Genomic DNA, 20,638 nt, shown 5'->3' with positions numbered 1-20,638 from the left:
AAATGTGTAGTCGGATCTTGTCGGAAGCCGGCGTCGAGGCCGATGCCGGGCTCGATGTCGAGGTCCAGGGAAGTCGAAGGAAAGGGTGCACGGCGATGGCCACTCCCCCACCCCTGTCGTCGCAGCTCGCGGTCAACGTGCTCGACGCACACTCCCTGCTGGGCGCCTTCGGCGTGCTCGGCGTCGGCGTGGTGCTGTTCGCCGAGACCGGCCTGCTGATCGGGTTCTTCCTGCCGGGGGACTCGCTGCTGTTCACGGCGGGGCTGCTGTGCACGGGGTCGGCGGACCGCGGGGTGCACCTCTCGCTCGGCCCGCTGCTCGTCACGGCGGCCGTCGGCGCGCTGGCCGGCTCGCAGTGCGGGTTCCTGCTCGGCCGGAAGGCGGGCGGCGCGCTGCTGGCCCGCAGCCGGTCACCGAAGCTGCACGAGGGCGCGCGGCGTGCCGAGGAGCTGCTGGAGCGGTACGGCCATGCGAAGGCGATCGTGCTGGCCCGTTTCGTCCCCGTGGTGCGCACGGTGCTGAACCCGATGGCGGGGGCGCTCGGCGTGCCGGCCCGGACCTTCACGCTCTGGCAGGTGGCGGGCGGGCTCCTCTGGAGTCTCGGTCTCACGCTCGGCGGGTATGCGCTGGGCTCCTCGATCCCGAATGTCGACAAGTACCTGCTGCCGGTGATCGCGCTCATCGTCGCCGTGTCGCTGCTGCCGCTCGCCGCCGAGGTGCTGCGCTCCCGCAGGGCCGCGAAGGAGGCCAGGTGACGGCGCTCGCCCTGTCCGGGGCGTCGGTCGACGGCCCGCTCTACACGGACGTGGTGGACCTCGCCCACCGCTCCCCCGCCCGGCTGGACGACGCGATAGCCATCTGGTCGGCGTACGGTCTGGCGGTGTTCGCGCTGCTGATGGCCGTGGGCTGGTGGCGGGCCCGCCGGAACGGGGCGACCGCGGCCATGACGGCCCTGACCGTGCCGGTGGCGGTGGTGGTGGCGTTCGGGGTGAACAGCGCCGTGAAGCCGCTGGTGGCCGAGGACCGGCCGTGCCGTCACCTGGCGTTCCGCACGCTGGAGGCGTGTCCCGTGCGGGGTGACTGGTCGTTCCCGAGCAATCACACCGCGGTCGCCTTCGCCGCGGCGGTCGCCCTGTTCTTCGTCTCCCGGCGCCTGGGCGTGGTCGCATCGGTGTGCGCGCTCGCCATGGCGGCCTCCCGGGTGTGGGTCGGGGTGCACTACCCGCACGACGTCGTCGCGGGGGCGGCGCTCGGCGGGGCGGCCGGCTTCCTCGCGATGCTCGTCCTGCGGCGGTGGCCGACGGGACTCGCGGGCCGGCTGTCGGGGAGCCGGCTGCGCCCGCTGCTGACGTCAGGGACGGCATGAGGCCCAGGATCGTCGCGGAGTCGGCGGGCACCGTGGCCCTGGGCGCCTGGACGGCGTTCGCGGCGCTGACCGCTGTCGTGGTGAGCGACCGGGGCGGCCCGTTCTCCCTGGACCGGGGCCTGCTGTCCTGGGCCGTGGAGCACCGCCCGCCGGTGGCGGTGGCGGCGGCCCGCGGGCTGACCGCCACGGGCACCGGCGTGGTGCCGTACGTCCTGGTGGTCCTGGCCGGGCTGATCGCCGGACGCACCGCGCGCGGGAGGCTCGTGACCGTGCCGCTCGGCGTCCTCTGCCTCGGCGCGGGGCAAGTGGTGCGCTACGGGGTGATGGAGGGGGTCGGCAGGGCCCGGCCGCCGGGACACGACTGGCAGACCCGTGCCTCCGGCTGGTCGTTCCCTTCCGGTCACACCACCACGGCCGCGCTGACGGCCGGCCTGCTGGTCATCGCCCTGTTCCTGCGCGCCCCGCGGGGCCGGACCGCGCTGTGTCTGCTGGTGGCGTGCTGGGGAGCGGGGGTCGGCCTGACCCGCGTCCTCCTGGGCGTGCACTGGTTCACCGACGTGGCCGGCGGCTGGCTGTTCGCGGCCGGCTGGCTCGGTGCGTGCGTCTGCGCGGTGGCCCGGTGGCTGCCCGAGCGACACGTCCCCCGTGCTCCCGACGGGGGCACGTCCCACCCGAGTGACGCGGCCGACGGGCCGGTGGAGAGAGATGCGCCCCAGGATCCTCATCGTCGAGGACGATCACGCCCTGCGTGACGTGCTGCGCCGTGGACTGCACGACGAGGAGTTCGAGACGGTCTGCGCCGACGACGGCGCCACCGCGCTGCGGCTGGCGACACCGGAGGTGTCCGCCGTCGTGCTGGACGTCGGCCTGCCCGACGCCGACGGCCGCGACGTCTGCCAGGCGATGCGCGCGAACGGCTTCCTCGCCCCGGTCGTCTTCCTGACCGCGCGGCAGGGACTCACCGACCGGCTGTCGGGCTTCTCGGCCGGCGGTGACGACTATCTGGCCAAGCCGTTCCATTTCGCCGAGCTGGCCGCCCGGTTGCGCGCCGCCCTGCGCCGCACCGCGCCCTCGGCCGCGGGCGCCGCCGCGGGCGAGCTGGTGCTGGACGCCGTCCGGCACAGCGTCACCGTGCGGGGCGGGCGCGTCGATCTCACCCCGACGGAGTTCCGGCTGCTCGCGGCGCTCACCGCGGCCGGCGGGGAGCTGGTGCGGCGCCGGGATCTGCTGCGCGCCGGCTGGCCTGAGGGGGCCCAGGTCAGCGACAACACACTGGACCAGTACCTGACCCGGCTGCGGCGCAAGCTGCGCACGGCGGGCTGCGAGCGGACCGTGGCCACCGCACGCGGGATCGGCCACCGCCTGACATGACCCTCGCCGACCGCCGCACCCGATCGCCACGCGCCCGCGGACGCCCGCGGCCCGGTCGCGCCGGCACGTCCGGCACGTCCGGCACCCGCACGCCGTGGCTCGTAGCACGTCTCGCACCGCGCACCCTGCGCGGCCGGCTCTCCCTGGTCGCCCTGACCACGGCCGCCCTGCTGATGGTGGTCCTCACCGTGGCGTTCAACACCGTGGCCCGGCACCGCCTGGCGCGAGAGGCCGACGACGAGGTGCGCACGCGCGCGGCGGCCGTCGCCACGACCGTCGACATCCGGCACGGCGGGGTACGGGTGCTGGAGACCTCCGGCGACCGGGTGCTGGACACCAACGCGTGGATCTACGCCGGCGGCCGGCTGCTGGAACGGCCTCCGTCCGGGGCCGGCGTGCTCACCCACGCCGCCGATGCGCTGGCCGCGCGCGGGCGGCGCGGCTGCGCCACCGTGCACGGCCCCGACACGGTACGGCTGTGCGCCCAGCCGGTTCCCGGTACGGCGGCGCGGGCCACCGTGGTCACGGCGCTGGACCTCGCCCCGTACCGGAGCTCGGCCCGGACACTGCTGCTGGGCTCGTTCGCACTGGACGCGGTGATGCTGGCCTGCACCTACGCGGTGACCCGGCTGGCGGTGGGCCGGGCGCTGCGCCCGGTGCGCACGATGACGGACCAGGCGACGCAGTGGAGCGCCGTGGGTTCCGAGGAACGCTTCGCCGACCGGGGCCGGCCCGCCGAGCTGGCCGCGCTCGGCACCTCGCTGGACGCCCTGCTGGACCGGATCCGGGCGGTGCTGCGGCACGAGCGGCAGCTCACCGGCGAACTGTCCCACGAACTGCGCACCCCCCTCAGCCGGATCGTCGCCGAACTGGACTGGTGGCGCTCCCGTCCGCGCTCCGCCGCCGAGACGCGGGCGTCCCACGAGATCATGACCGAGGCCGCGCAGTCGATGCGGACCATCTGCGACACCCTGCTGGACGAGGTCCGCGAGGGTGTCCCGACGGCGCCCGGCACCGCCGACGTACCGGCGGTGCTGCACCGTCTGGCCACCGCCCCGGACGCCCCGGACGCGGTGCGGGTCGTCGTCGCGGTCGGCCCCGCGCCGCTCACGGCCGGAGTCCGGCAAGCGCTGCTCGAACGGATCGTCAGCCCGCTGCTGGCCAACGCCGTCCGGTACGCCCGCACCACGGTCACGCTCACCGCGCGCCGGACGGCGGACGGCATACGGGTCGACGTCACCGACGACGGTCCGGGCGTGCCCGGAGCCTTCACGGACCAGCTCTTCCAGCCCGGCAGGCGGGCCGATCCCGGCGACGGGCACGGCGGAGCGGGTCTCGGGCTGCCGCTCGCACGGCGCCTCGCCCGCTCCGCGGGCGGCGAGGTGGCCCACGATCCGGGGTACGGGCCCGGAGCACGGTTCGTGGTCACGCTGCCGGCCGGCTGAGAGCCGTCAGACGGTGTGCCCGGCCGGCCGTTGCCCGGTGACGTCCTTGCGGGTCACGCCGAGGAAGACGACCATGCCGAGGACGACGGCGAGGAACAGGGCGCTGGTCACCACGGTGCCCAGGCCCAGTCCGCCGTCGCCGGCGGGCTGGGAGAGGTAGTCGCCGACGGAGGCGCCGAGCGGCCGGGTGAGGACGTAGGCGATCCAGAAGCTCCACACGGCGTCGAGACCGAGCGCGAACCGGGCGACGGCGACCGCGGCGATGGCGGCGGCGAACAGCACGGCGGACACCCGGTACCCGAGGTCCATCCGCTCGGCCACGAGGTCGCCGGCCGAGGTGCCGAGCGCGAAGGTGAACAGGACGGCGAGCCAGTAGAAGGCCTCGCGGCGCGTGGTGTCGACGTGGTGGATCGACAGGGTGCGCTCGGTGCGGTACCAGGCGGCGAAGACGATCACCAGGGCGATCGCGAAGACGGTCGTGGTGGTCTCGAGCGCCACGCCCATGTCGTCGGTGAGGTTGTCGCTGACCAGGGTGCCGACGACGCTGATCAGCGCGACGGCGAGCCAGTACACGCCGGCGCGGTAGGCCCGGGTGCGGAACTGCACCACGAGCACGACCGCGAGCAGCGCGCTCATCAGCAGCGACACCCCGGTCAGGCCCAGGCCGGCCTTCTCGTTCAGCAGGTCGGCGGCGGTCTCGCCGACCGTCGTGCACAGCACCTTGATCACCCAGAAGTAGACGGTGACCTCGGGCACCTTGTTCCAGCGGGCGCGGCGGTGCGGCGCGGCGGTGTCCGCGGCCGCCACCGTGGTCGGAGAAGTCTCTGGTGTCATGGCGCCGACGGTGCCAGGAAGAACCTGAACGCATCCTGAGCGCGGCGCGGGACGGGATCGGGCCGTGGCGTGCTCACACGGCCTTGCGGCGCACCAGCACCCCGAGCACGAGCAGGCCCGGGAGCAGGGGCAGCCAGACGGTCAGCATGCGGTAGCCGAGCACCGCGGAGGCCGCGGCCGCCGCGGGGGTGCCGGTGGCGGTGAGGGCGTAGGCGAGCGCGGCGTCCAGGGTGCCGAGGCCGCCCGGGCTGGGCAGCAGGGCGGCGGCGCTGCTGGCGGCGAGGTAGAGCAGGGCCACCTGGAGCGGGGGCAGCGGCACCGCGACGGCCCGGGTGACGGCGACGAGGACCAGCGAGTGCAGGGCGGCGAAGGCGAGGGAGCCGCCCCACAGGGCCACCGCGCGGGCCGGTCCGGCGTGCAGCGCGCGGATGTCGGCCAGTACACCGGCGAGGGCCCGGCGGCACCGCGGCCACCAGGGGGTCAGCGGCAGGGTCGCCAGGGGGAGGAGGGCACCCGGTACGACGGCGAGAGCGGCCGGGGTGAGGTGCGGCAGGCGCAGCAGTCCGGGGCAGGCGGGGGCGAGCAGCGCGATCAGAGCCAGGCGGGCGACGGCGCCGGCGGTGGCCTTGACGGCGAGCGCGCTGGCCGAGCGTGCCGTCGGCAGCCCGCAGCGCATCAGGAACCGCAGGTTCACCGCGCCCGCGCCGAGCCCCGCGGGCAGCAGGTGGTTGGCGGCGGAGGCGGCGAACTGGGCGGCGACCAGCCGGGGCCCGGGCAACCGCCGTACGACGGCGCCCTGCTGGGCGAGTGCCGAGGCGGCCCAGGTGCCCACGGCCGCGGTCGCGCCGAGCAGCAGCCAGCCCGGATCGGCCCCGGCCAGCCGTCCGGCGCCGCTCTCCAGCGTGGCCCAGTGCCGGCGGGCCAGGTACAGCACGCCGAGCAGGACGGCGAGGCAGACACCGGCGTGCCAGCGGACGCGGCGCCGACGGGCGGAGCCGGTGCGCTCCGCGGGAGCCCCGTCCGCGCGGACCACGAAAGCCGCTGGAGCCCCGCAGGCTCCGACCCGGGGCGGGCCCGACGGCACCGCGGACGTGGCCGTCGTCGATCCCTCCGCGGGAGATGTCATGCGCCGCCCTCCGGCACGACGTAGTACAGCCGCTGGTCGCCGAGCGGCAGGGACGCCCAGCCGCGGGCGTACGGGGGCGGCCGGGAGCCCTTCGGCACCAGTGCGGCCACCGGGACACGCCGGGCGGTCAGGGCGATGCGGTGCTCGGTGCTGTTGGCGTTGTGCCCGGTCGTGGCGGCCGAGGAACAGCCGGCGTAGAACGCCACCGGGATGGCCTCGTTCCCGGTGAGCAGGCAGGGCGGCCGGACGCCCAGGCGGTGCAGCTCGGCCGCGGTGCGCGACCAGGCCCGGTGGGCGGCGGTGGTGCTCCGCACGGTGTGCTCGAGGACGGCCAGTTGCACCGCGAGGTGGGCGGCGAGCCCCAGGCCGACCAGGCTGACGGCGACGGAGCGCCGGGGTGGGCGGGGAGCGGTCACCAGGTGGGCGAGCGCGCCGGCGACGGGGAGGGCGAGCAGGGCGTAGGCGGGCAGCAGGAAGCGGGGCGCGGCATAGCCGATGAGGAACAGGTAGGGGAAGGCGGCCGTGGCCGCGCAGGCGAGCGGCAACGCCGTGACGGCCGTTCGCCGGGCGCGGACCGCGACGGTCAGCCCGAGCACGGCGAGCAGCGGCACGACGTACCACCAGGCGGTGATCACCGGGCTCGGCAGGTCGCCGGTGCACGGCCGGCACAGCGCCCGCCCGCCCAGGCTGCGCAGCTGGTCGGCGACGGCGAGGTGCCAGCCGAGGCCGCCCTGGATCGCCGAGCCGACGGACAGCCGGTGCGCCAGGCCGCCGTAGCTGGTGTACGCCTCGACCACCCATTCGACGGCCCCCGTGGCGAGCCCGCCGAGCAGGACGCCCAGGGCCCGCCAGGCGCGGCCGAGGAGACCGAGCGCGAGCAGCGGCAGGACCGCCCAGACGGCGTCCACGGGCCGCATCCACGCCATCAGCGCCGCGCTCGCCGCGAGGCCCCACCCGGCGGCCCGGTCCTGCGGGCGCGCGCGGGCGCGCAGGAAGCAGGCGACGGCGGCCAGGGCGCCGGCGGCGACCCAGTAGTTGGGCATGGCCTGCGGGCCGTAGAAGAGGGTCACCCACAGGGAGGCGAAGAGGGCGCCGGCGAGGGCGAGCACGCGGGCCGGGAACAGGCCGCGCCACGCCCGCAGGGCCAGGAAGAGGGCGAGGCCGGAGAGGAGGGCGAGGTAGATCCGCAGCAGCGGGGTCGAGGAGGACCAGGAGGCGACGGGCGCGACGAGCAGGGAGACGCCTCGGGCGCGCGGGGCGCTGAAGAAGGCGGCCGGTGCGTGGGCGGCGACCTGGCTGACGTAGACCGTCTCGTCCCAGCCGAGGCCCATGCCGGGCCGGACGAGGAGCAGTTGGGCGAGGGCGAAGGCGGCGGCGACGACCGCGAGGGGGACGGTGACACCGGCGTGCGGGAGGTCGTCGGGCGCGCGGCGGGAGCGCTCGCGCCGGAGTACGGCGAGTGTGGCGTGCGCGCTGCCGGCCATGATCACCCCTCTGGGCCTGCCGCCCGGCGGACCCGCTGACACCCTACAGCCTGTAGGGTCACGGTCGGGAGGCGGGGAAAACACGGCCAAACTATCCCCAAAGGGCCGCCTCGTCCGGGCAGATGCGGCCATCCGGCGGTGCCCCTACGCGCTGTAAGGTTGGAGCATGGCTGGCACAGGGTCCCGGGGCAGACCGGAGCGGCGCGGCGCCGGGGCGCTGGAGAGCGAGGTACTGGCCGCCCTCTGGGCGACGGAGCGGCCGCTGACCCCGGCGGAGATCCAGGCCGAGATCGACGGCGACCTCGCCTACAACACCGTGCACACCATTCTCAAACGCCTGTACGACAAGGGGCTGGTGCTCCGGGACGCCGACGGGCGGCGGGGCGCGTACCGGCCGGCGAAGAACGCGGCGGAGCTGACCGCCCAGGCGATGCACGAGGCCCTGGACCGGGGTCCGGACCCGATCGCCACGCTCCAGCAGTTCGTGACCGGGCTGAGCCCCGAGGAGGAGCGGGCGCTGCGCGACCTGCTCGCCGTAGGCGGCGCATGAGGTACGACGTGTACACCCCGCTGGTGCTGTCGCTGGTGCTGTCCCTGGTCGGCCCGGCGATCGCCCGCAGGGTCGCTCCGGCGCTCGCCGCGCGCGTGCTGACCTCGGCCGCCGTGCTGACCGCGGCGGCCACCACCTGGTCGCTGGTGCTGCTGGCCGCCGCGCTGCTGGGGGACGCGCCGCCGGTGGTCCGCGAGGCCCGGCAGGACGGGCATCCGGTGGTGGATCCGGTGCCGGAGGCGATCGGACTGGCCGCGTGTGCGGCGCTGCTGGTCGTCGGCCTCCGGGTGCACCGGGCGGTGCGGGCCGGGCGGCGCACCCGGCGGGCGCTGCGCCGACTGTGCGCCGGGCAGCCCGCGGACACCGAGCTGATCGTCGCCGCCTCAGCGGTGCCGCAGGCCTTCGCGATCCCCGGCCGGCCGGGCCGGATCCTGGTCACCTCGGCGATGCTGAGCGCGCTCCGGCCCGCCGAACGGCGGGTGCTCCTCGCCCACGAGCGGGCCCATCTCGCGCACCGGCACGGCCCGCTGGTGACGGCGGCGACGCTCGCCGCGGCCGCCAACCCGCTGCTGACGCCGGTGTGTTCGGCCGTCACCTTCCTCGTGGAGCGCTGGGCGGACGAGCAGGCGGCGAGCGCCGTCGGGGACCGGCGGGCCACCGCCCGGGCGCTGGCCCGGGCCGCGCTCTGCGCCGGACGGGCCCGCACGTCCTGCGCCCTGCACTTCACGGACCGGGCCGTCACCCGCCGCATCGCGGCCCTGCAGACCGGCCCGCCGCCGCCGCTGTGGCCCGCCGCGCTGGCCGTCCTCGCTCTCGGCGCCCTCCCGGCACTCCTCGCCGCCGACGCCACCGGCGACCTGCTGGCCGTCCTGTCCGGCGCGCTGAACTGAACCACCGCAACCCACCGGTCCGGCGCACCGAACCGACCACGCCGAAGGCGCCGGGACGGAGCCGGACTTCCGGTCGAGCCCCTCCACCGACGCACACCACCCCGGCCTCCTGCCTCGTCCGGGACCAGGCGCACGGCACGCCCACCGCCGCACACCATCCCCGCCACCGGCCTCACCCGCGACCAGTCCGCCGCACACCCGCCCGCCGCCGGCTCGGCCGGCAGGGGCCCGGGCCGCTGCCGGGCCACGAGACCGACGACGTGTGCCTCCCGGCGCCCGGCTGGGCCTCAGCCGCCGTTCGGCGCGCGGTGCGGCGGCTGTTCGGGGGCGGGGCGGCGCACCACCGGCGGCACGGTCCGCACGGCCGGCTCGTCGGTGCTGACCGTCACCGGCTCGCCGTGGTGGTGCAGGGTCAGCGGCGGACCGTCCAGCAGCAGGTACGTGGCCTTGTCGGCGCCGATGTCCACGCGCAGCCGGCGCCCGCGGAACTGGACGTTGAAGGCGAGCCGGCGCAGCCGTTCGGGCAGCCGGGGCGCGAACCGCAGCCGGTCGCCGGCCCGGCGCATCCCGCCGAAGCCCGCCACCAGCGCCATCCAGGTACCGGCCAGCGAGGCGATGTGCAGCCCGTCCCGCGTGTTGTGCTCCAGGTCCTGCAGATCCATGAGCGCGGCCTCGGCCGTGTAGGCGTAGGCGAGGTCCAGATGGCCCGTCCGGGCGGCCACGACGGCCTGGCAGCAGGCGGACAGGGAGGAGTCCCGCACGGTCAGCGGCTCGTAGTAGGCGAAGTTCCGGGCGACCTGCTCCTCGTCGGACTCCGCGTCGAACCAGTCGTCGCAGGTGTACAGGGCCAGCACCAGGTCGGCCTGCTTGACCACCTGCTTGCGGTACAGGTCGAAATAGGGGAAGTGCAGCAGCAGCGGGTACTGGTCGGGGCGGGTGCCGGCGAAGTCCCAGCGCTGGTAGCGGGTGAACCCGGCGTGCTGTTCGTGGACGCCGAGTTCGTCGTTGTACGGCACGTGCATCGCCTCGGCCGCGTCCCGCCAGCCGGCGCTCTCCTCCTCGTCCACGCCGAGCCGGCGCGCCTCGCGGGGGTGGCGTTCGACGGCGTCGGCGGCGGCGAGCAGGTTCTGCCGGGCCATCAGGTTGGTGTAGGTGTTGTCGTCGGCGACCGCGCTGTACTCGTCGGGGCCGGTGACGCCGTCGAGGTGGAAGACGCCGTGCGCGTCGTGGTGCCCGAGCGAGCGCCACAGCCGGGCCGTCTCCACCAGCAGCTCCACCCCCGCCTCGCGTTCGAAGGCGGTGTCGCCGGTGGCCTCGACGTAGCGGACGACCGCGTCGGCTATGTCGGCGTTGACGTGGAAGGCGGCGGTGCCGGCCGGCCAGTACGCCGAGCCCTCCGAGCCGACGATGGTCCGCCACGGGAACGCGGCCCCGCCGAGCCCCAGCTGGGCTGCGCGCTCGCGGGCCTCGTCCAGGGTGTTGTACCGCCAGCGCAGCGCCTCGGCGACGGCCGCCGGCGCGGTATGGGTGAGCACGGGCAGCACGAACATCTCGGTGTCCCAGAAGGCGTGCCCGTCGTAGCCGGAGCCGGTCAGTCCCTTCGCCGGGATCGCGCGCTGCTCGGCGCGGGCTCCCGCCTGCAGGACGTGGAACAGCGCGAACCGGACGGCCTGCTGGATCTCCTCGTCGCCCTCCACCTCGACGTCGGCGCGGGCCCAGAAGTCGTCCAGGGCCGCCCGCTGGTCGGCCAGCAGGCCCTGCCAGCCGTCGTGCGCGGCGGCGGCGAGCGCGGCGTCGACCTGGTCGGCCATCGCGGGCAGCGAGCGGGTGCCGGACCAGCCGTGCGCGACCAGCTTCTCCACCCGCAGCGTCTGTCCCGGCTCCAGCACGGAGGTGACGGTGAGCCGGGCCACGTCGATGTCGCTCTCGCTGCGGGTGGTGGTGCGCTCCGGGCCGCTGACGACGTGGTCGGCGGCCACGGCCACCCTCAGGCCGCTGCGCCGGGTGCGGTGCACCAGCCGCAGCCGGCCACCGGAGGCGAAGTGGTCCTCCTGCTCCAGCGGCGACTGCAGCGCCATCGCCGCGCGCGGGTCGCCGTCGGACCTGGGCAGGCTCTCGTTGGCGACCAGCTCCGACTGGATCACCACCCGGGTGCGGCAGTCGACCGGCTCCACCTCGTAGGCGACGGCGGCGACCGCGCGCTGGGTGAGCGACACCAGCCGGGTCGAGCGCACCCGGACCGTGGAGCCGGCCGGGGAGGTCCACTCGCAGGTCCGCTCCAGCACCCCGCGACGCAGGTCCAGCACCCGCTCGTGGGCGACGAGCCGGCCGTAGCGCAGGTCGAACGGCTCGTCGTCCACGAGCAGCCGCAGGACCTTGCCGTTGGTGACGTTGATGACCGTCTGGCCCGACTCGGGATAGCCGTACCCGGCCTCCGCGTACGGCAGCGGGTGCACCTCGTGCACGCCGTTGAGGTAGCTGCCGGGCAGGCCGTGCGGTTCGCCCTCGTCGAGGTTGCCGCGCCAGCCGACGTGGCCGTTGGACAGCGCGAACACCGACTCGCTCTGGGCGAGGACACCGAGGTCGAGGGCGGTCTCGCGGACGGTCCACGGCTCGACGGCGTACGACCGGTCGGTGATCACTGCTTGCCTCCCAGCTCGGCCAGGTCCTGCACGACGACGCTCGCCCCGTGCGCGTACAGCGCGTCGGTCTGCCCCACCCGGTCCACGCCGACGACGTAGCCGAAGCCTCCCGCGCGGCCCGCGTCCATTCCGGCCAGCGCGTCCTCGAACACGGCCGCGTGCGCCGCCTCGACCCCGAGGTCCCGGGCGGCGGCCAGGAAGGTGTCCGGGTGCGGCTTGCCCGGCAGCTTCCGCTCGGCGGCGACCACGCCGTCGATGCGGACGTCGAAGAAGTGCTCGGCGCCGACGGAGCGCAGCACGTCCCGGCAGTTGGCGCTGGAGGAGACGATCGCCGTGCGCAGCCCCTCCGCGCGGACCGCCTCCAGATAGCGCAGGGTGCCCTCGTAGGCCTCCACGCCCCCGGTGCGGATCTTCTCCAGCAGCAGGTCGTTCTTGCGGTTGCCGAGCCCGTGCACGGTGCGCGCGTCCGGCGGGTCACCGGGGCCGCCCTCGGGCAGCCGGATGCCGCGCGAGTCGAGGAAGGCGCGGACGCCGTCGGCGCGGGGGCGGCCGTCGACGTACTCGTCGTATTCGGCGACCGCGTCGAACGGCCGCGCCTGCGCGCCCTCGTAGTCCCGCAGGAACGCGTCGAACGTCTCCTTCCAGGCGGCCGCGTGCACGACGGCCGTCTTGGTGACCACCCCGTCGAGGTCGAAGAGGCAGGCCTGGATCGTGTCGGGCAGACCGAGCTGAGTCATACCCAGGACTGTTCCCCGTCGAGCGCCGTCCAGTGGGTGGCGCACGCCACACGTCTCCGCGCGTTCCCGGTGACACACTCTGCCGTGTGCCGCTGACCTTCGACGACCTCCTCGCCCGTGCCCGCGCCCTGACCGGAGCCGGCCGGCGCGCGATCCTCGGCATCGCCGGCAGCCCCGGAGCGGGCAAGACGACCCTTGCCGAGCGCCTGGTGAGCGCCCTCGACGGCGACGGCACGTGCTGGGCGGCACACGTCCCCATGGACGGTTTCCACCTGGCCGACGCCGAACTGGACCGGCTGGGCCGCCGGGACCGCAAGGGCGCCCCGGACACCTTCGACGCGGCCGGGTACGCGGCGCTGCTGCGGCGGCTGCGCGAGGACACCGGCGAGGTGGTGTACGCGCCCGGCTTCGAGCGGGTGCTGGAGCAGCCGGTCGCGGGCGCGATCCCGGTGCCGCCGGCCGCCCGGCTGGTGGTGACCGAGGGCAACTACCTGCTGCTGGAGGAGAGTTCGTGGGCGCGGGTACGGCCGTGCCTGGACGAGGTGTGGTTCTGCGAGATCCCCGAGGACGAGCGGATCCGCCGTCTGGTCGCCCGGCACGAGGAGTTCGGCAAGGACCGCGCGGCGGCCGTGGCCTGGGTGCGGGGGCCGGACCAGCGCAACGCGGACCTGGTCGCGGCGACCCGGGGCCGGGCGGACCTGGTGGTACCGGCGGGCGCCCTGCCCGCCGCCGCTCGCCCCGAGGGCTGACGCTCAGCCGCGCAGCGTGAGCACCGGGTCCCCGCGGCCGTCGCCCGCCGGGTCCCCGACCACGGCCGTGAACGCTTCGGTGCGCACGGTCAGGCCCTGCTCGCCGTGGTCGAAGGCGGGCGCGAAGGGCCCGGTGCCGCGGGCGTAGCGTACGGCGAACACATGCAGGCCCTCCGGGGCGCCGGGGGCCGGGTCGGCCTCCAGGCGCTGGAGCCGACCAGGTGGCGCCAGCCGTCGTCGGGGTCGCCGTAGCCGCGCGGGTCGGCGGCGAGCGCGAACGCGGCCTGCTCCTGGGTGAGTTCGCGGCGGGCGTCGAAGTGGTCCGGGCCCGGATGCGTCAGGCGCAGGCCGCCCGCCACCACCCGGGCCTCGGCCGTACGGCGCACCCGGTCGCCGTCGTCGGCGGCGTACGGCAGCCCGGCCGGCAGGTAGGGCGCCCCGCCGAGCCGCTCCACGGCGACCGTCACCCACAGGCTCGTCCGGTCGTTGACGTACAGCGAGCGCACATGGCGCAGCACCTGGCCCCGGTCCACGACCGGCTGGGTCGCCAGTTCCGCCGCGAGCCCGTCGGCGCGCACGTCCCGGAGCCGGACCCGGCCCGTCGGGCTGGGCCGAGGGAGGTGTCGCCGATGTCGTGGTGGGCGTCGGGGTGTTCGAGGCTGCCCTCGGGGGCGAGGCGGCCGAGGGCCTGTTCGATGACATCGGCGAGCACCGCGTCGTACGCGTCCGGTGTGTCCGGCAGGTCGTGCAGCGGGCCGCGCTGATAAGGCAGGTGCACGCGGGATCAGCCCTTCGTTCCGGTGGTGTCCAGGCCTTCCACCAGCCTCCGCCGGAAGACGGGGAGGCAGATGAGCGCAGGGACGAGGGCGGGTGTCGGCCCGGCGAACTTCGTGTCGCGGGGAAGAAGGCGCAGTCGCGGTGAACTCCGGCCGGCTCCGGGCCGTACCCCCGGGTGCACGGCAGAGGGTCTGCCGGTACGACTCGTGCAGCGGTGACGCCCCCGTGCCACCGCGGGGCGGATGATGGCGCACACACAGCAAACGGTTCCGGTACCCGAGGCTCCCGTCGTGAGGCCCGTACGGCCGTACGCCCGCATGCGCCGGCACCGGCGGTGGCTGGTGCCGGTGCTGGCGGCACTGCTGCTGGCCCAGATGGCCGCGGCCATGGTGACCACGGCCCGGCAGCAGACGCCCACCATCGACGAGCCGGTGTACGTCGCCACGGCCACCGACTACCTCCACGAGCACCGGGTGCGCTACAACCCCGAGCATCCGCCGCTGGGGAAGCTGCTGATCGCGGCCGGTGTGGCGGTGGCCGGCCCGCGCTACGACCCGTCGTACACCGGCACCCAGGGGGACGTGGGCCGGCATCTGCTGTACGCGTCGGGCAACGATCCCTGGCGGCTGATGCTGTGGGCGCGGCTGCCGGTGATCGTGCTGACGCTGCTGTTCGGGCTGGTCGCCTTCGCGTTCGCCCGTGAGGTGACGGGCACGGCGGGCGGGCTGCTGGCGCTCGCGCTGTACACCTTCTCCCCCGACCTGATCGCGCACGGTTCCCTGGCGACGCTGGACGTGCCGGCGGCCGGGTTCGTGCTGACGTCGGCCTGGCTGGTGTGGCGGGCGCGCCGCCGGCCGGTGCGCCACCTGCCGCTCGCGGGGGCGGCGCTGGGGGCGGCCGTGGCCACGAAGATGAGCGCGCTGCCGGCGGTGCCGGTGCTGCTGGCCCTCGCGGCGGTCTCCGCCCTGACCGCGGCCCGGTCCGGTGCCGAACGGCCCGCCGGTGCGCGCCGTGGAGCGCTTTCTGCGCTCGGGGGTGCCGCCGTCGTCGCGGTCGTGGCCGTCGGTGTGGTGTGGGCGGTGTATCTCGCGGTCGATCCGCGGCTGCGGTTCGCGCCCGCCGAGCCGGTCCCGGCCCTGCACGGGCTGCGGGGCAGCGTGGTGGACCTGTTGCCGGTGCCGGAGGCGTACCGGGCCGGGATGCGGGTGCAGTTCGGGCTGGAGGCCTACCCGTGGCAGGGCTTCCTGTTCGGGCATGTGTACACCGGGTCCCTCTGGTACTACCTGCCGGCCGCCCTGCTGGTGAAGACGCCGCTCGGGCTGCTGGCAGCGGGTGCGGCCGGTGCCGTGGCGGTCGTGGCGGTACGGCGGTTGCGGCCGGCGGCGCCGTATCTGCTGCTGCCGCCTCTGGTGCTGCTGGCGGTGGCGATGACGGGCTCGCGGGACTTCGGGACCCGGTACGCGCTGTTCGTGCCGATGTTCCTGGCGGTCGCGGCGGCCTGTGTGCCGGCGCTGCGGCGGCCCCGGGCCGGGCTGCTGACCGGAGCGCTGGTGCTGTGGGTGGCGGTGAGCTCGCTGCTGACCTTCCCGTACTACCTGCCGTACTCCAACGAGGCGTTCGGCGGCCCGGCGCACACCCATCGGCTGCTGCACGACTCCAACGTGGACTGGGGCCAGGACCTGGGCCGGCTCGCGGACCGGCTACGCCGGCGGTATCCGGGCGAGCGGGTCTGGCTGGTGTACAAGGGCAGCGGCGTGCCCGCGTACTACGGCATCCACGCCGCCGATCCGCGCACGGTGCCGGCGGAGCGGGTGCGCGGGCTGCTGGTGGTGTCGGACTCCTCGGTCGCCAAGGCGCGCGGGCGGCTGGCCGAGCTGATCGCGACCAGTCACCCGGTCGGCGAAGTGGGCCATTCGATCAGCCTCTTCCGGCGGTGAGCCGGATCGCTCGAGCCGCTGGTCACGACCCTCCGTGAGCTATGTTTTGTGGTCGTGGGAGACAAAGGAGGCGGACCGGTGCCCTCGCCGCAGCAGGCACGCGCACAGGCAGCAGCGATCACCTCGGGCAAGGCCGTGCCCGAGGCCGAGGCCGCCCCGACGTCCCGCCTCCGCGAACTGTTCGACGGCCCCCGACTGTCGCCCGGGCAGCGGCGCATCGCCCAGTACCTGATCGAGCACATCACCGAGGCCGCGTTCCTGTCGATCACCGAGCTGGCCGACCGGGTCGGGGTCAGCCAGCCCTCCGTCACCCGCTTCGCCGCCGCCGTCGGCTTCAGCGGCTATCCGGCGCTGCGGGAGCGGCTCCAGGCGATCGCGCTGAGCAGTCTCGCCGGCGGCCCCGCCGAGGAGAACATCGCCAACGAACTGCAGGCGGCCGTCGACGCCGAGATCCAGAACCTGGAGAACCTGCGGCGCGACTTCGCCGACCCGGACCGGATCATCCATGTCGGCCGCGAACTGTCCCGCTCCACCCCGCTGACCGTCCTCGGCCTGCGCATCTCCGTCTCACTGGCCGAGTACTTCGCTTACGCCGCCCGCCGTATCCACCCCGACGTGCGGCTGGTGACCCGGGGCGGCAGCGTGGCCTACGACGCGCTGCTGCAGTCCGGCGAGGCCGGCGGCACCTGGGTGCTGGCCTTCGCCATGCCCCGGCACTCCCAGGAGACCCTCCAGGCGGTCCGGGTCGCGCGCGGGGCCGGTCTGAAGGTCGCCCTGGTGACCGACCTGGCACTGGGACCGGTGGCCGACGAGGCGGACGTCGTCTTCGCCACCGGCACCGGCTCCCGGATGGTCTTCGACTCCTACGCCGCGCCGGGCGTGCTGGCCGCCGCCCTGCTGCAGGCGATGACCGACGCCGATCCGGAGCGCACCCAGGCCCGGCTGGAGAAGTACGAACAGCTCTCCGAGCAGCACCAGTTCTTCCTCAAGGACTGACTTTTCCTCAAGGTCCGGCCGTTCCCCGGAGATCCCGTGGTCCCCGCACCCCCTTGACGGGGATCATTCACCACATACCGCGCATGAATGTTTTCATGCGTCTTGCAAACCGCTCGGCATATATAAATACTCTGCTCACGGAACGCGCCGGAACCACTCCGGGCACGTACCGCACCCTTGCGGACTCACCGCTCGCACCACCGCCCCGAGAAAGCCGACGGAACCGCCCATGCGCCTGCAAGCCCCGCCGCAGCGCCGGTTCCCGACGCCCGGGCCCCCGCACGGACACCCTCTGCCGCCGTCCCCTACCCACGTCGGCGCCCGGGGTGTACCGGGGCGTGTCGTCTGCGCGACGCGCCCGTGGCGGCCCCGGCCATCCCCTAGGCCGGGGCCGCCCCGAACCCGTCGACCACCCTCACGACGCCGCACACCGGAAGCGATGATCATGCCCCTGACCAGTACGCGCATCAGTCCCGACTGGCCCTGTCAGGTGAAGACGCCGGGCAGCTACGACTGGGAGCGCTCGGCGGCCAAGTGGCTGCGCGAGCTGATCCCCGCGCGCTACGCCAGCTATCCGGCGCTCATCCGCCACCCCGTACTGCTCGCCCGGCATGCCCAGCTCCAGGTCCAGCAGGAGATCCGGGTGGCGCGCACCGCGCTGCAGACCTCGCGGGCGGAACTGCCGATGCTGGGGCTGCCCGAGGCGGTCATCGAACACACGATCAAGCTGTACGCGGCCGAGGTCCTGCAGCTGCAGCACATCGCCCGCAGCGTCCGCGCCGTCAGCGAGGCCCTGGCCGGGCGCGGCAGCGGCCGCTGACCGGCCGCTCCGCCCGCCCCACCGGTCCCGGCACGCCGCCGTGCGCCCGGTGCGGGCCGCCCGCCCGCCGTGCACGTGGAGCTCGTACGAACCCGGACCCGGCAGACCGGTGATCGGGCGGCCCCCGGTGTGCGATGCTCATCGCGTGACGAGCGAGCCCGTGCCCTCGATGGACTCCGGCACCGGCGCCGAGCAGGCGGCGCTGGCCAAGGTCGTGGCCCGGCAGCGCGCCGAACTGGAGCGGCTGCGGGAGCTGGCCGCGACCACCGCGGTGCTGGAGCGGGCCAAAGGCGTGCTGATGGCGACGACCGGCTGCACCCCGAACGCGGCGCACGAGGAGCTGTTGCAGCGCGCCAAGGACGGCAACCGCACCCTCCTCGAAGAGTGCTGGATCACCCTCGGCGAGCTGCAGCCGCACCAGCAGGAGTCCCCCCTCGCGCACCTGGCGCCGCCCGCCCGCGTCGGCTCCTGGCCGACGGCGGCCACCGGGACCATGGATCTGGCGGAGACGCTGGGCACGATCGGCCGGGCCCTGGTCCGGGCCGGCTCGCCGCACCAGGTGGCCGGGTGCCTGCTGGACCACCTGGCACCCGAGGTCGGCGCCGACGCCCTGCTGCTGTACGAGCTGCTGCCCGACGACGGGCTCGAGCTGCGCGGCTACGCGGGAATCGATCCGGCGCTCGCCGCCCGGTGGCGGCATGTGTCCCGGCCGAGCGGATTGGTCGCGTTCGACGCCCTGGCGTCCGGCGAGCCGCGCTGGCTGGAGGACCTCGCCGTGGACCGCACCCGGTACCTGCTCATCGGAGACCCTCCCGAGCGGTGGCTCAGCCGGGCCTGGCTGCCCGTGCCGGCCGGCCACACCGCCCGGGCCGCCCTCGGCGTGCTGCGGCGCCGCGACGGAGCGTTCACGCCGCGCGAGCGGGAGCTGCTGCGGGCGGTGGCCCGGCTGTGCGCGGGCCGGCTGCGCGCCATCGACATGCCCCGGGAGGACCCGGACAGTGAGGTCGCCCAGACCGTGCAGGCGGTGTTCGACGCCCTCCCGGACACGGCGATCCTGCTGACCCCGCTGCGGGCCGCCTCCGGCGAGGTGGAGGACTACCGCATCGACGCCGCCACCCCGGAGGCGGTCGACGTGTTCGGCCGGACCGGCCGGAGCCTGCTCGGCGAGCGCATCCTGGAGAGCTACCCGTCCGTCGCGGGCGAACCGCTGTGGCAGGGCTATCTGGAGGCGCTGCGGACCGGGGTGCCGTTCCAGAGCGAGCCGTTCGCCTACCAGGACGTGATCGACGACGTGCCCGTGACCGCCACCTACTCGGTGCGGGCGGCATCGCTGGGCGAGCGCCTCCTGGTGAGCTGGCTGCGGCACGACCCCCTGGCCCTGCAGAAGCAGCGACTGGACGACGTGCAGCGGCTCGGCAACCTCGCCTGGGCGAACTGGAACCTGGTCACCCAGGAGATCTCCTGGTCCGGGCAGGCGTACGACGTGCTCGGCCGGAGCCCTGCCCGGGGACCGCTCCGGCTGGCAGAGGTGCCCGAGCTGGCCGTGCCGGAGGACGCGGGCCTGCTGGCCCACGCGATCGCCGAACTCGTCGGCCGCGGCCGCCCGTTCGACGTGCCGTTCCGCATCGACACCCCGGACGGCGTCCGGCATCTGCGGATGGTCACGGAGGCCGTCACCGCACCGGACGGCACCCCGGTCGAGGTGCACGGCTTCGTGCAGGACCTCACCGCCCAGCGCAGCGCGGAACTCGCGCTGGTGGAGAGCGAGCGCGCGATGCTGCTGCAGCGCGGGATCCTGCAGGCCGAGCGGGCCCTGGCCACCCGGCTGCAGCACGCGCTGCTGCCGCTGCCCAGCAAGCCGGTGCGGCGGGCCGGGCTGCGCATCGAGGTCGCCTACCTGCCCTCCCAGGCCGGCATCCACGTCGGCGGCGACTGGTTCAGCGCCATCGAACTCCCCGACGACTCCGCGCTGTTCGTCGTCGGTGACGTGGCCGGCCACGGCATCGACGCGGTGGCCATCATGGCCCAGCTGCGGTTCACCGCGAAGGGCATGGTCAGCACCGGCTCCTCGCTGACCGGGGCGCTGGCACGGCTCAACCAGCTGCTGCTGCACTCCCGTGACAGCCAGACCACCGCCACCATGGTCCTCGCCCGCTACGACCCCGCCCGGCACCTCCTGAACTGGGCCCAGGCCGGGCACCCGCCGCCGCTGCTCGTGCGCCACGGCGAGGTGCGCTACCTGAACCGGCCCGGCGGCATGCTGCTCGGCGCGAGCGCGGCCCCCGTCTACGACTCGGCGGAACTGCTGCTGGAACCGGGAGACCGGCTGCTGCTGTACACCGACGGCCTGGTCGAACGCCCCGGCGAGGGCCTCGACGCGGGCTTCGACCGCCTGGCCGAGGCGGTACGCACCCACGGCTGCGGCGAGGACGGCTCCCTGGACGCACTGCTCGCCTCGATGCTGCCGGACGACCGCCGGGACGACGTGTGCGTGCTGGACATCAGGATGCCGCCGGAGGGCATGGCGGACCCGGCCGAGTGACGGGCGGGGCTGCACCGGGGTGGCCGGGTGACGGCGGGTGCGCCGGGTGCCGAGTGACGGCGGGTGCGCCGGGTGGCCGGGTGAGGACGGGTGCGCCGGGTGCCGCTTGAGGACGGGTGCGCCGGGTGCCGAGTGACGACGGATGCGCCGGGTGCCGAGTGACGACGGGTGCACCGGGTGCCGAGTGACGACGGATGCGCCGGGTGCCGAGTGACGACGGATGCGCCGGGTGCCGAGTGACGACGGATGCGCCGGGTGCCGAGTGACGACGGATGCACCGGGTGCCGAGTGACGACGGATGCACCGGGTGCCGAGTGACGACGGATGCACCGGGTGCCGAGTGACGACGGATGCACCGGGTGCCGAGTGACG

17 protein-coding genes and 1 pseudogene are annotated in these 20,638 nt (G+C 75.1%); 12 read left to right on the top strand and 6 right to left on the bottom strand.

Going from position 1 to position 20,638, the window contains the following annotated elements; genetic code table 11:
• The first annotated feature begins 95 nt into the window (after positions 1-95).
• The 5 genes from ACIHEJ_RS29225 to ACIHEJ_RS29205 are packed head-to-tail and all read left to right on the top strand — an operon-like array spanning position 96 to position 4,182.
• Positions 96-755, top strand: a complete 660-nt coding sequence (locus tag ACIHEJ_RS29225) for a DedA family protein (RefSeq protein ID WP_400140004.1) — start codon at positions 96-98, stop codon at positions 753-755.
• Positions 752-1,366, top strand: a complete 615-nt coding sequence (locus tag ACIHEJ_RS29220) for a phosphatase PAP2 family protein (protein ID WP_400140002.1) — start codon at positions 752-754, stop codon at positions 1,364-1,366. Before ACIHEJ_RS29225 ends, ACIHEJ_RS29220 begins: the two co-directional genes overlap by 4 nt.
• Positions 1,363-2,118: a phosphatase PAP2 family protein gene (locus ACIHEJ_RS29215; RefSeq protein WP_400140000.1), complete on the top strand. Its 756-nt coding sequence runs from the start codon at positions 1,363-1,365 to the stop codon at positions 2,116-2,118. Before ACIHEJ_RS29220 ends, ACIHEJ_RS29215 begins: the two co-directional genes overlap by 4 nt.
• On the top strand, positions 2,072-2,737 hold the full coding sequence (locus ACIHEJ_RS29210; RefSeq protein WP_400139998.1) for a response regulator transcription factor: 666 nt from the start codon (positions 2,072-2,074) through the stop codon (positions 2,735-2,737). The genes ACIHEJ_RS29215 and ACIHEJ_RS29210 overlap by 47 nt, the downstream gene beginning before the upstream one ends.
• On the top strand, positions 2,734-4,182 hold the full coding sequence (locus ACIHEJ_RS29205; RefSeq protein ID WP_400139996.1) for a sensor histidine kinase: 1,449 nt from the start codon (positions 2,734-2,736) through the stop codon (positions 4,180-4,182). Before ACIHEJ_RS29210 ends, ACIHEJ_RS29205 begins: the two co-directional genes overlap by 4 nt.
• A 6-nt stretch (positions 4,183-4,188) precedes the next feature.
• Here ACIHEJ_RS29205 and ACIHEJ_RS29200 read toward each other — a convergent pair whose 3' ends face one another.
• From ACIHEJ_RS29200 to ACIHEJ_RS29190, 3 genes are all read right to left on the bottom strand, one after another.
• A complete protein-coding gene (locus ACIHEJ_RS29200) occupies positions 4,189-5,016 on the bottom strand; it encodes a hypothetical protein (RefSeq protein ID WP_400139994.1) in 828 nt (275 codons plus the stop codon).
• 73 nt (positions 5,017-5,089) lie between these two features.
• Positions 5,090-6,142: a lysylphosphatidylglycerol synthase domain-containing protein gene (locus ACIHEJ_RS29195; protein WP_400139992.1), complete on the bottom strand. Its 1,053-nt coding sequence runs from the start codon at positions 6,140-6,142 to the stop codon at positions 5,090-5,092.
• Positions 6,139-7,626, bottom strand: a complete 1,488-nt coding sequence (locus tag ACIHEJ_RS29190) for a hypothetical protein (RefSeq protein WP_400139990.1) — start codon at positions 7,624-7,626, stop codon at positions 6,139-6,141. Before ACIHEJ_RS29190 ends, ACIHEJ_RS29195 begins: the two co-directional genes overlap by 4 nt.
• Positions 7,627-7,792: 166 nt before the next feature.
• Between ACIHEJ_RS29190 and ACIHEJ_RS29185 the strand changes: the two genes are divergently transcribed.
• Together ACIHEJ_RS29185 and ACIHEJ_RS29180 are read left to right on the top strand one after the other, a co-directional pair.
• Positions 7,793-8,176: a BlaI/MecI/CopY family transcriptional regulator gene (locus ACIHEJ_RS29185; protein ID WP_400139988.1), complete on the top strand. Its 384-nt coding sequence runs from the start codon at positions 7,793-7,795 to the stop codon at positions 8,174-8,176.
• On the top strand, positions 8,173-9,066 hold the full coding sequence (locus ACIHEJ_RS29180; RefSeq protein ID WP_400139986.1) for a M48 family metalloprotease: 894 nt from the start codon (positions 8,173-8,175) through the stop codon (positions 9,064-9,066). Before ACIHEJ_RS29185 ends, ACIHEJ_RS29180 begins: the two co-directional genes overlap by 4 nt.
• Before the next feature lie 287 nt (positions 9,067-9,353).
• On the opposite strand, the gene ACIHEJ_RS29175 is transcribed toward ACIHEJ_RS29180, so the two are convergent.
• Both ACIHEJ_RS29175 and ACIHEJ_RS29170 read right to left on the bottom strand, forming a co-directional pair.
• Complete coding sequence (locus tag ACIHEJ_RS29175) at positions 9,354-11,708, bottom strand: glycoside hydrolase family 65 protein (RefSeq protein WP_400139984.1); 2,355 nt, start codon at positions 11,706-11,708, stop codon at positions 9,354-9,356.
• A complete protein-coding gene (locus tag ACIHEJ_RS29170) occupies positions 11,705-12,445 on the bottom strand; it encodes an HAD family hydrolase (protein ID WP_400139981.1) in 741 nt (246 codons plus the stop codon). Before ACIHEJ_RS29170 ends, ACIHEJ_RS29175 begins: the two co-directional genes overlap by 4 nt.
• A gap of 86 nt (positions 12,446-12,531) precedes the next feature.
• Between ACIHEJ_RS29170 and ACIHEJ_RS29165 the strand changes: the two genes are divergently transcribed.
• Positions 12,532-13,194, top strand: a complete 663-nt coding sequence (locus ACIHEJ_RS29165) for a nucleoside/nucleotide kinase family protein (protein ID WP_400139979.1) — start codon at positions 12,532-12,534, stop codon at positions 13,192-13,194.
• Between the two features lie 3 nt (positions 13,195-13,197).
• Here the strand turns inward: ACIHEJ_RS29165 and ACIHEJ_RS29160 are convergent.
• A pseudogene (locus ACIHEJ_RS29160) lies at positions 13,198-13,799 on the bottom strand (hypothetical protein); the annotation flags it as partial.
• A 414-nt stretch (positions 13,800-14,213) separates the two neighbouring features.
• Between ACIHEJ_RS29160 and ACIHEJ_RS29155 the strand changes: the two are divergent.
• The 4 genes from ACIHEJ_RS29155 (at position 14,214) to ACIHEJ_RS29140 (ending at position 20,266) form a co-directional block, all read left to right on the top strand.
• Positions 14,214-15,908, top strand: a complete 1,695-nt coding sequence (locus tag ACIHEJ_RS29155; RefSeq protein ID WP_400139977.1) for a phospholipid carrier-dependent glycosyltransferase — start codon at positions 14,214-14,216, stop codon at positions 15,906-15,908.
• A 78-nt stretch (positions 15,909-15,986) separates the two neighbouring features.
• On the top strand, positions 15,987-16,904 hold the full coding sequence (locus tag ACIHEJ_RS29150) for a MurR/RpiR family transcriptional regulator (RefSeq protein WP_400139975.1): 918 nt from the start codon (positions 15,987-15,989) through the stop codon (positions 16,902-16,904).
• 439 nt (positions 16,905-17,343) lie between these two features.
• Positions 17,344-17,724, top strand: coding sequence for a hypothetical protein (locus ACIHEJ_RS29145; protein WP_400139973.1), 381 nt, complete (start codon positions 17,344-17,346; stop codon positions 17,722-17,724).
• 169 nt (positions 17,725-17,893) lie between these two features.
• Complete coding sequence (locus ACIHEJ_RS29140) at positions 17,894-20,266, top strand: SpoIIE family protein phosphatase (protein ID WP_400140257.1); 2,373 nt, start codon at positions 17,894-17,896, stop codon at positions 20,264-20,266.
• Positions 20,267-20,638: the final 372 nt, after the last annotated feature.

Origin of the sequence: Streptomyces sp. NPDC052301 (assembly GCF_044593395.1) — a bacterium.
Classification (GTDB): Bacteria; Actinomycetota; Actinomycetes; order Streptomycetales; family Streptomycetaceae; genus Streptomyces.
This window is presented reverse-complemented; position numbering and strand designations above follow the sequence as displayed.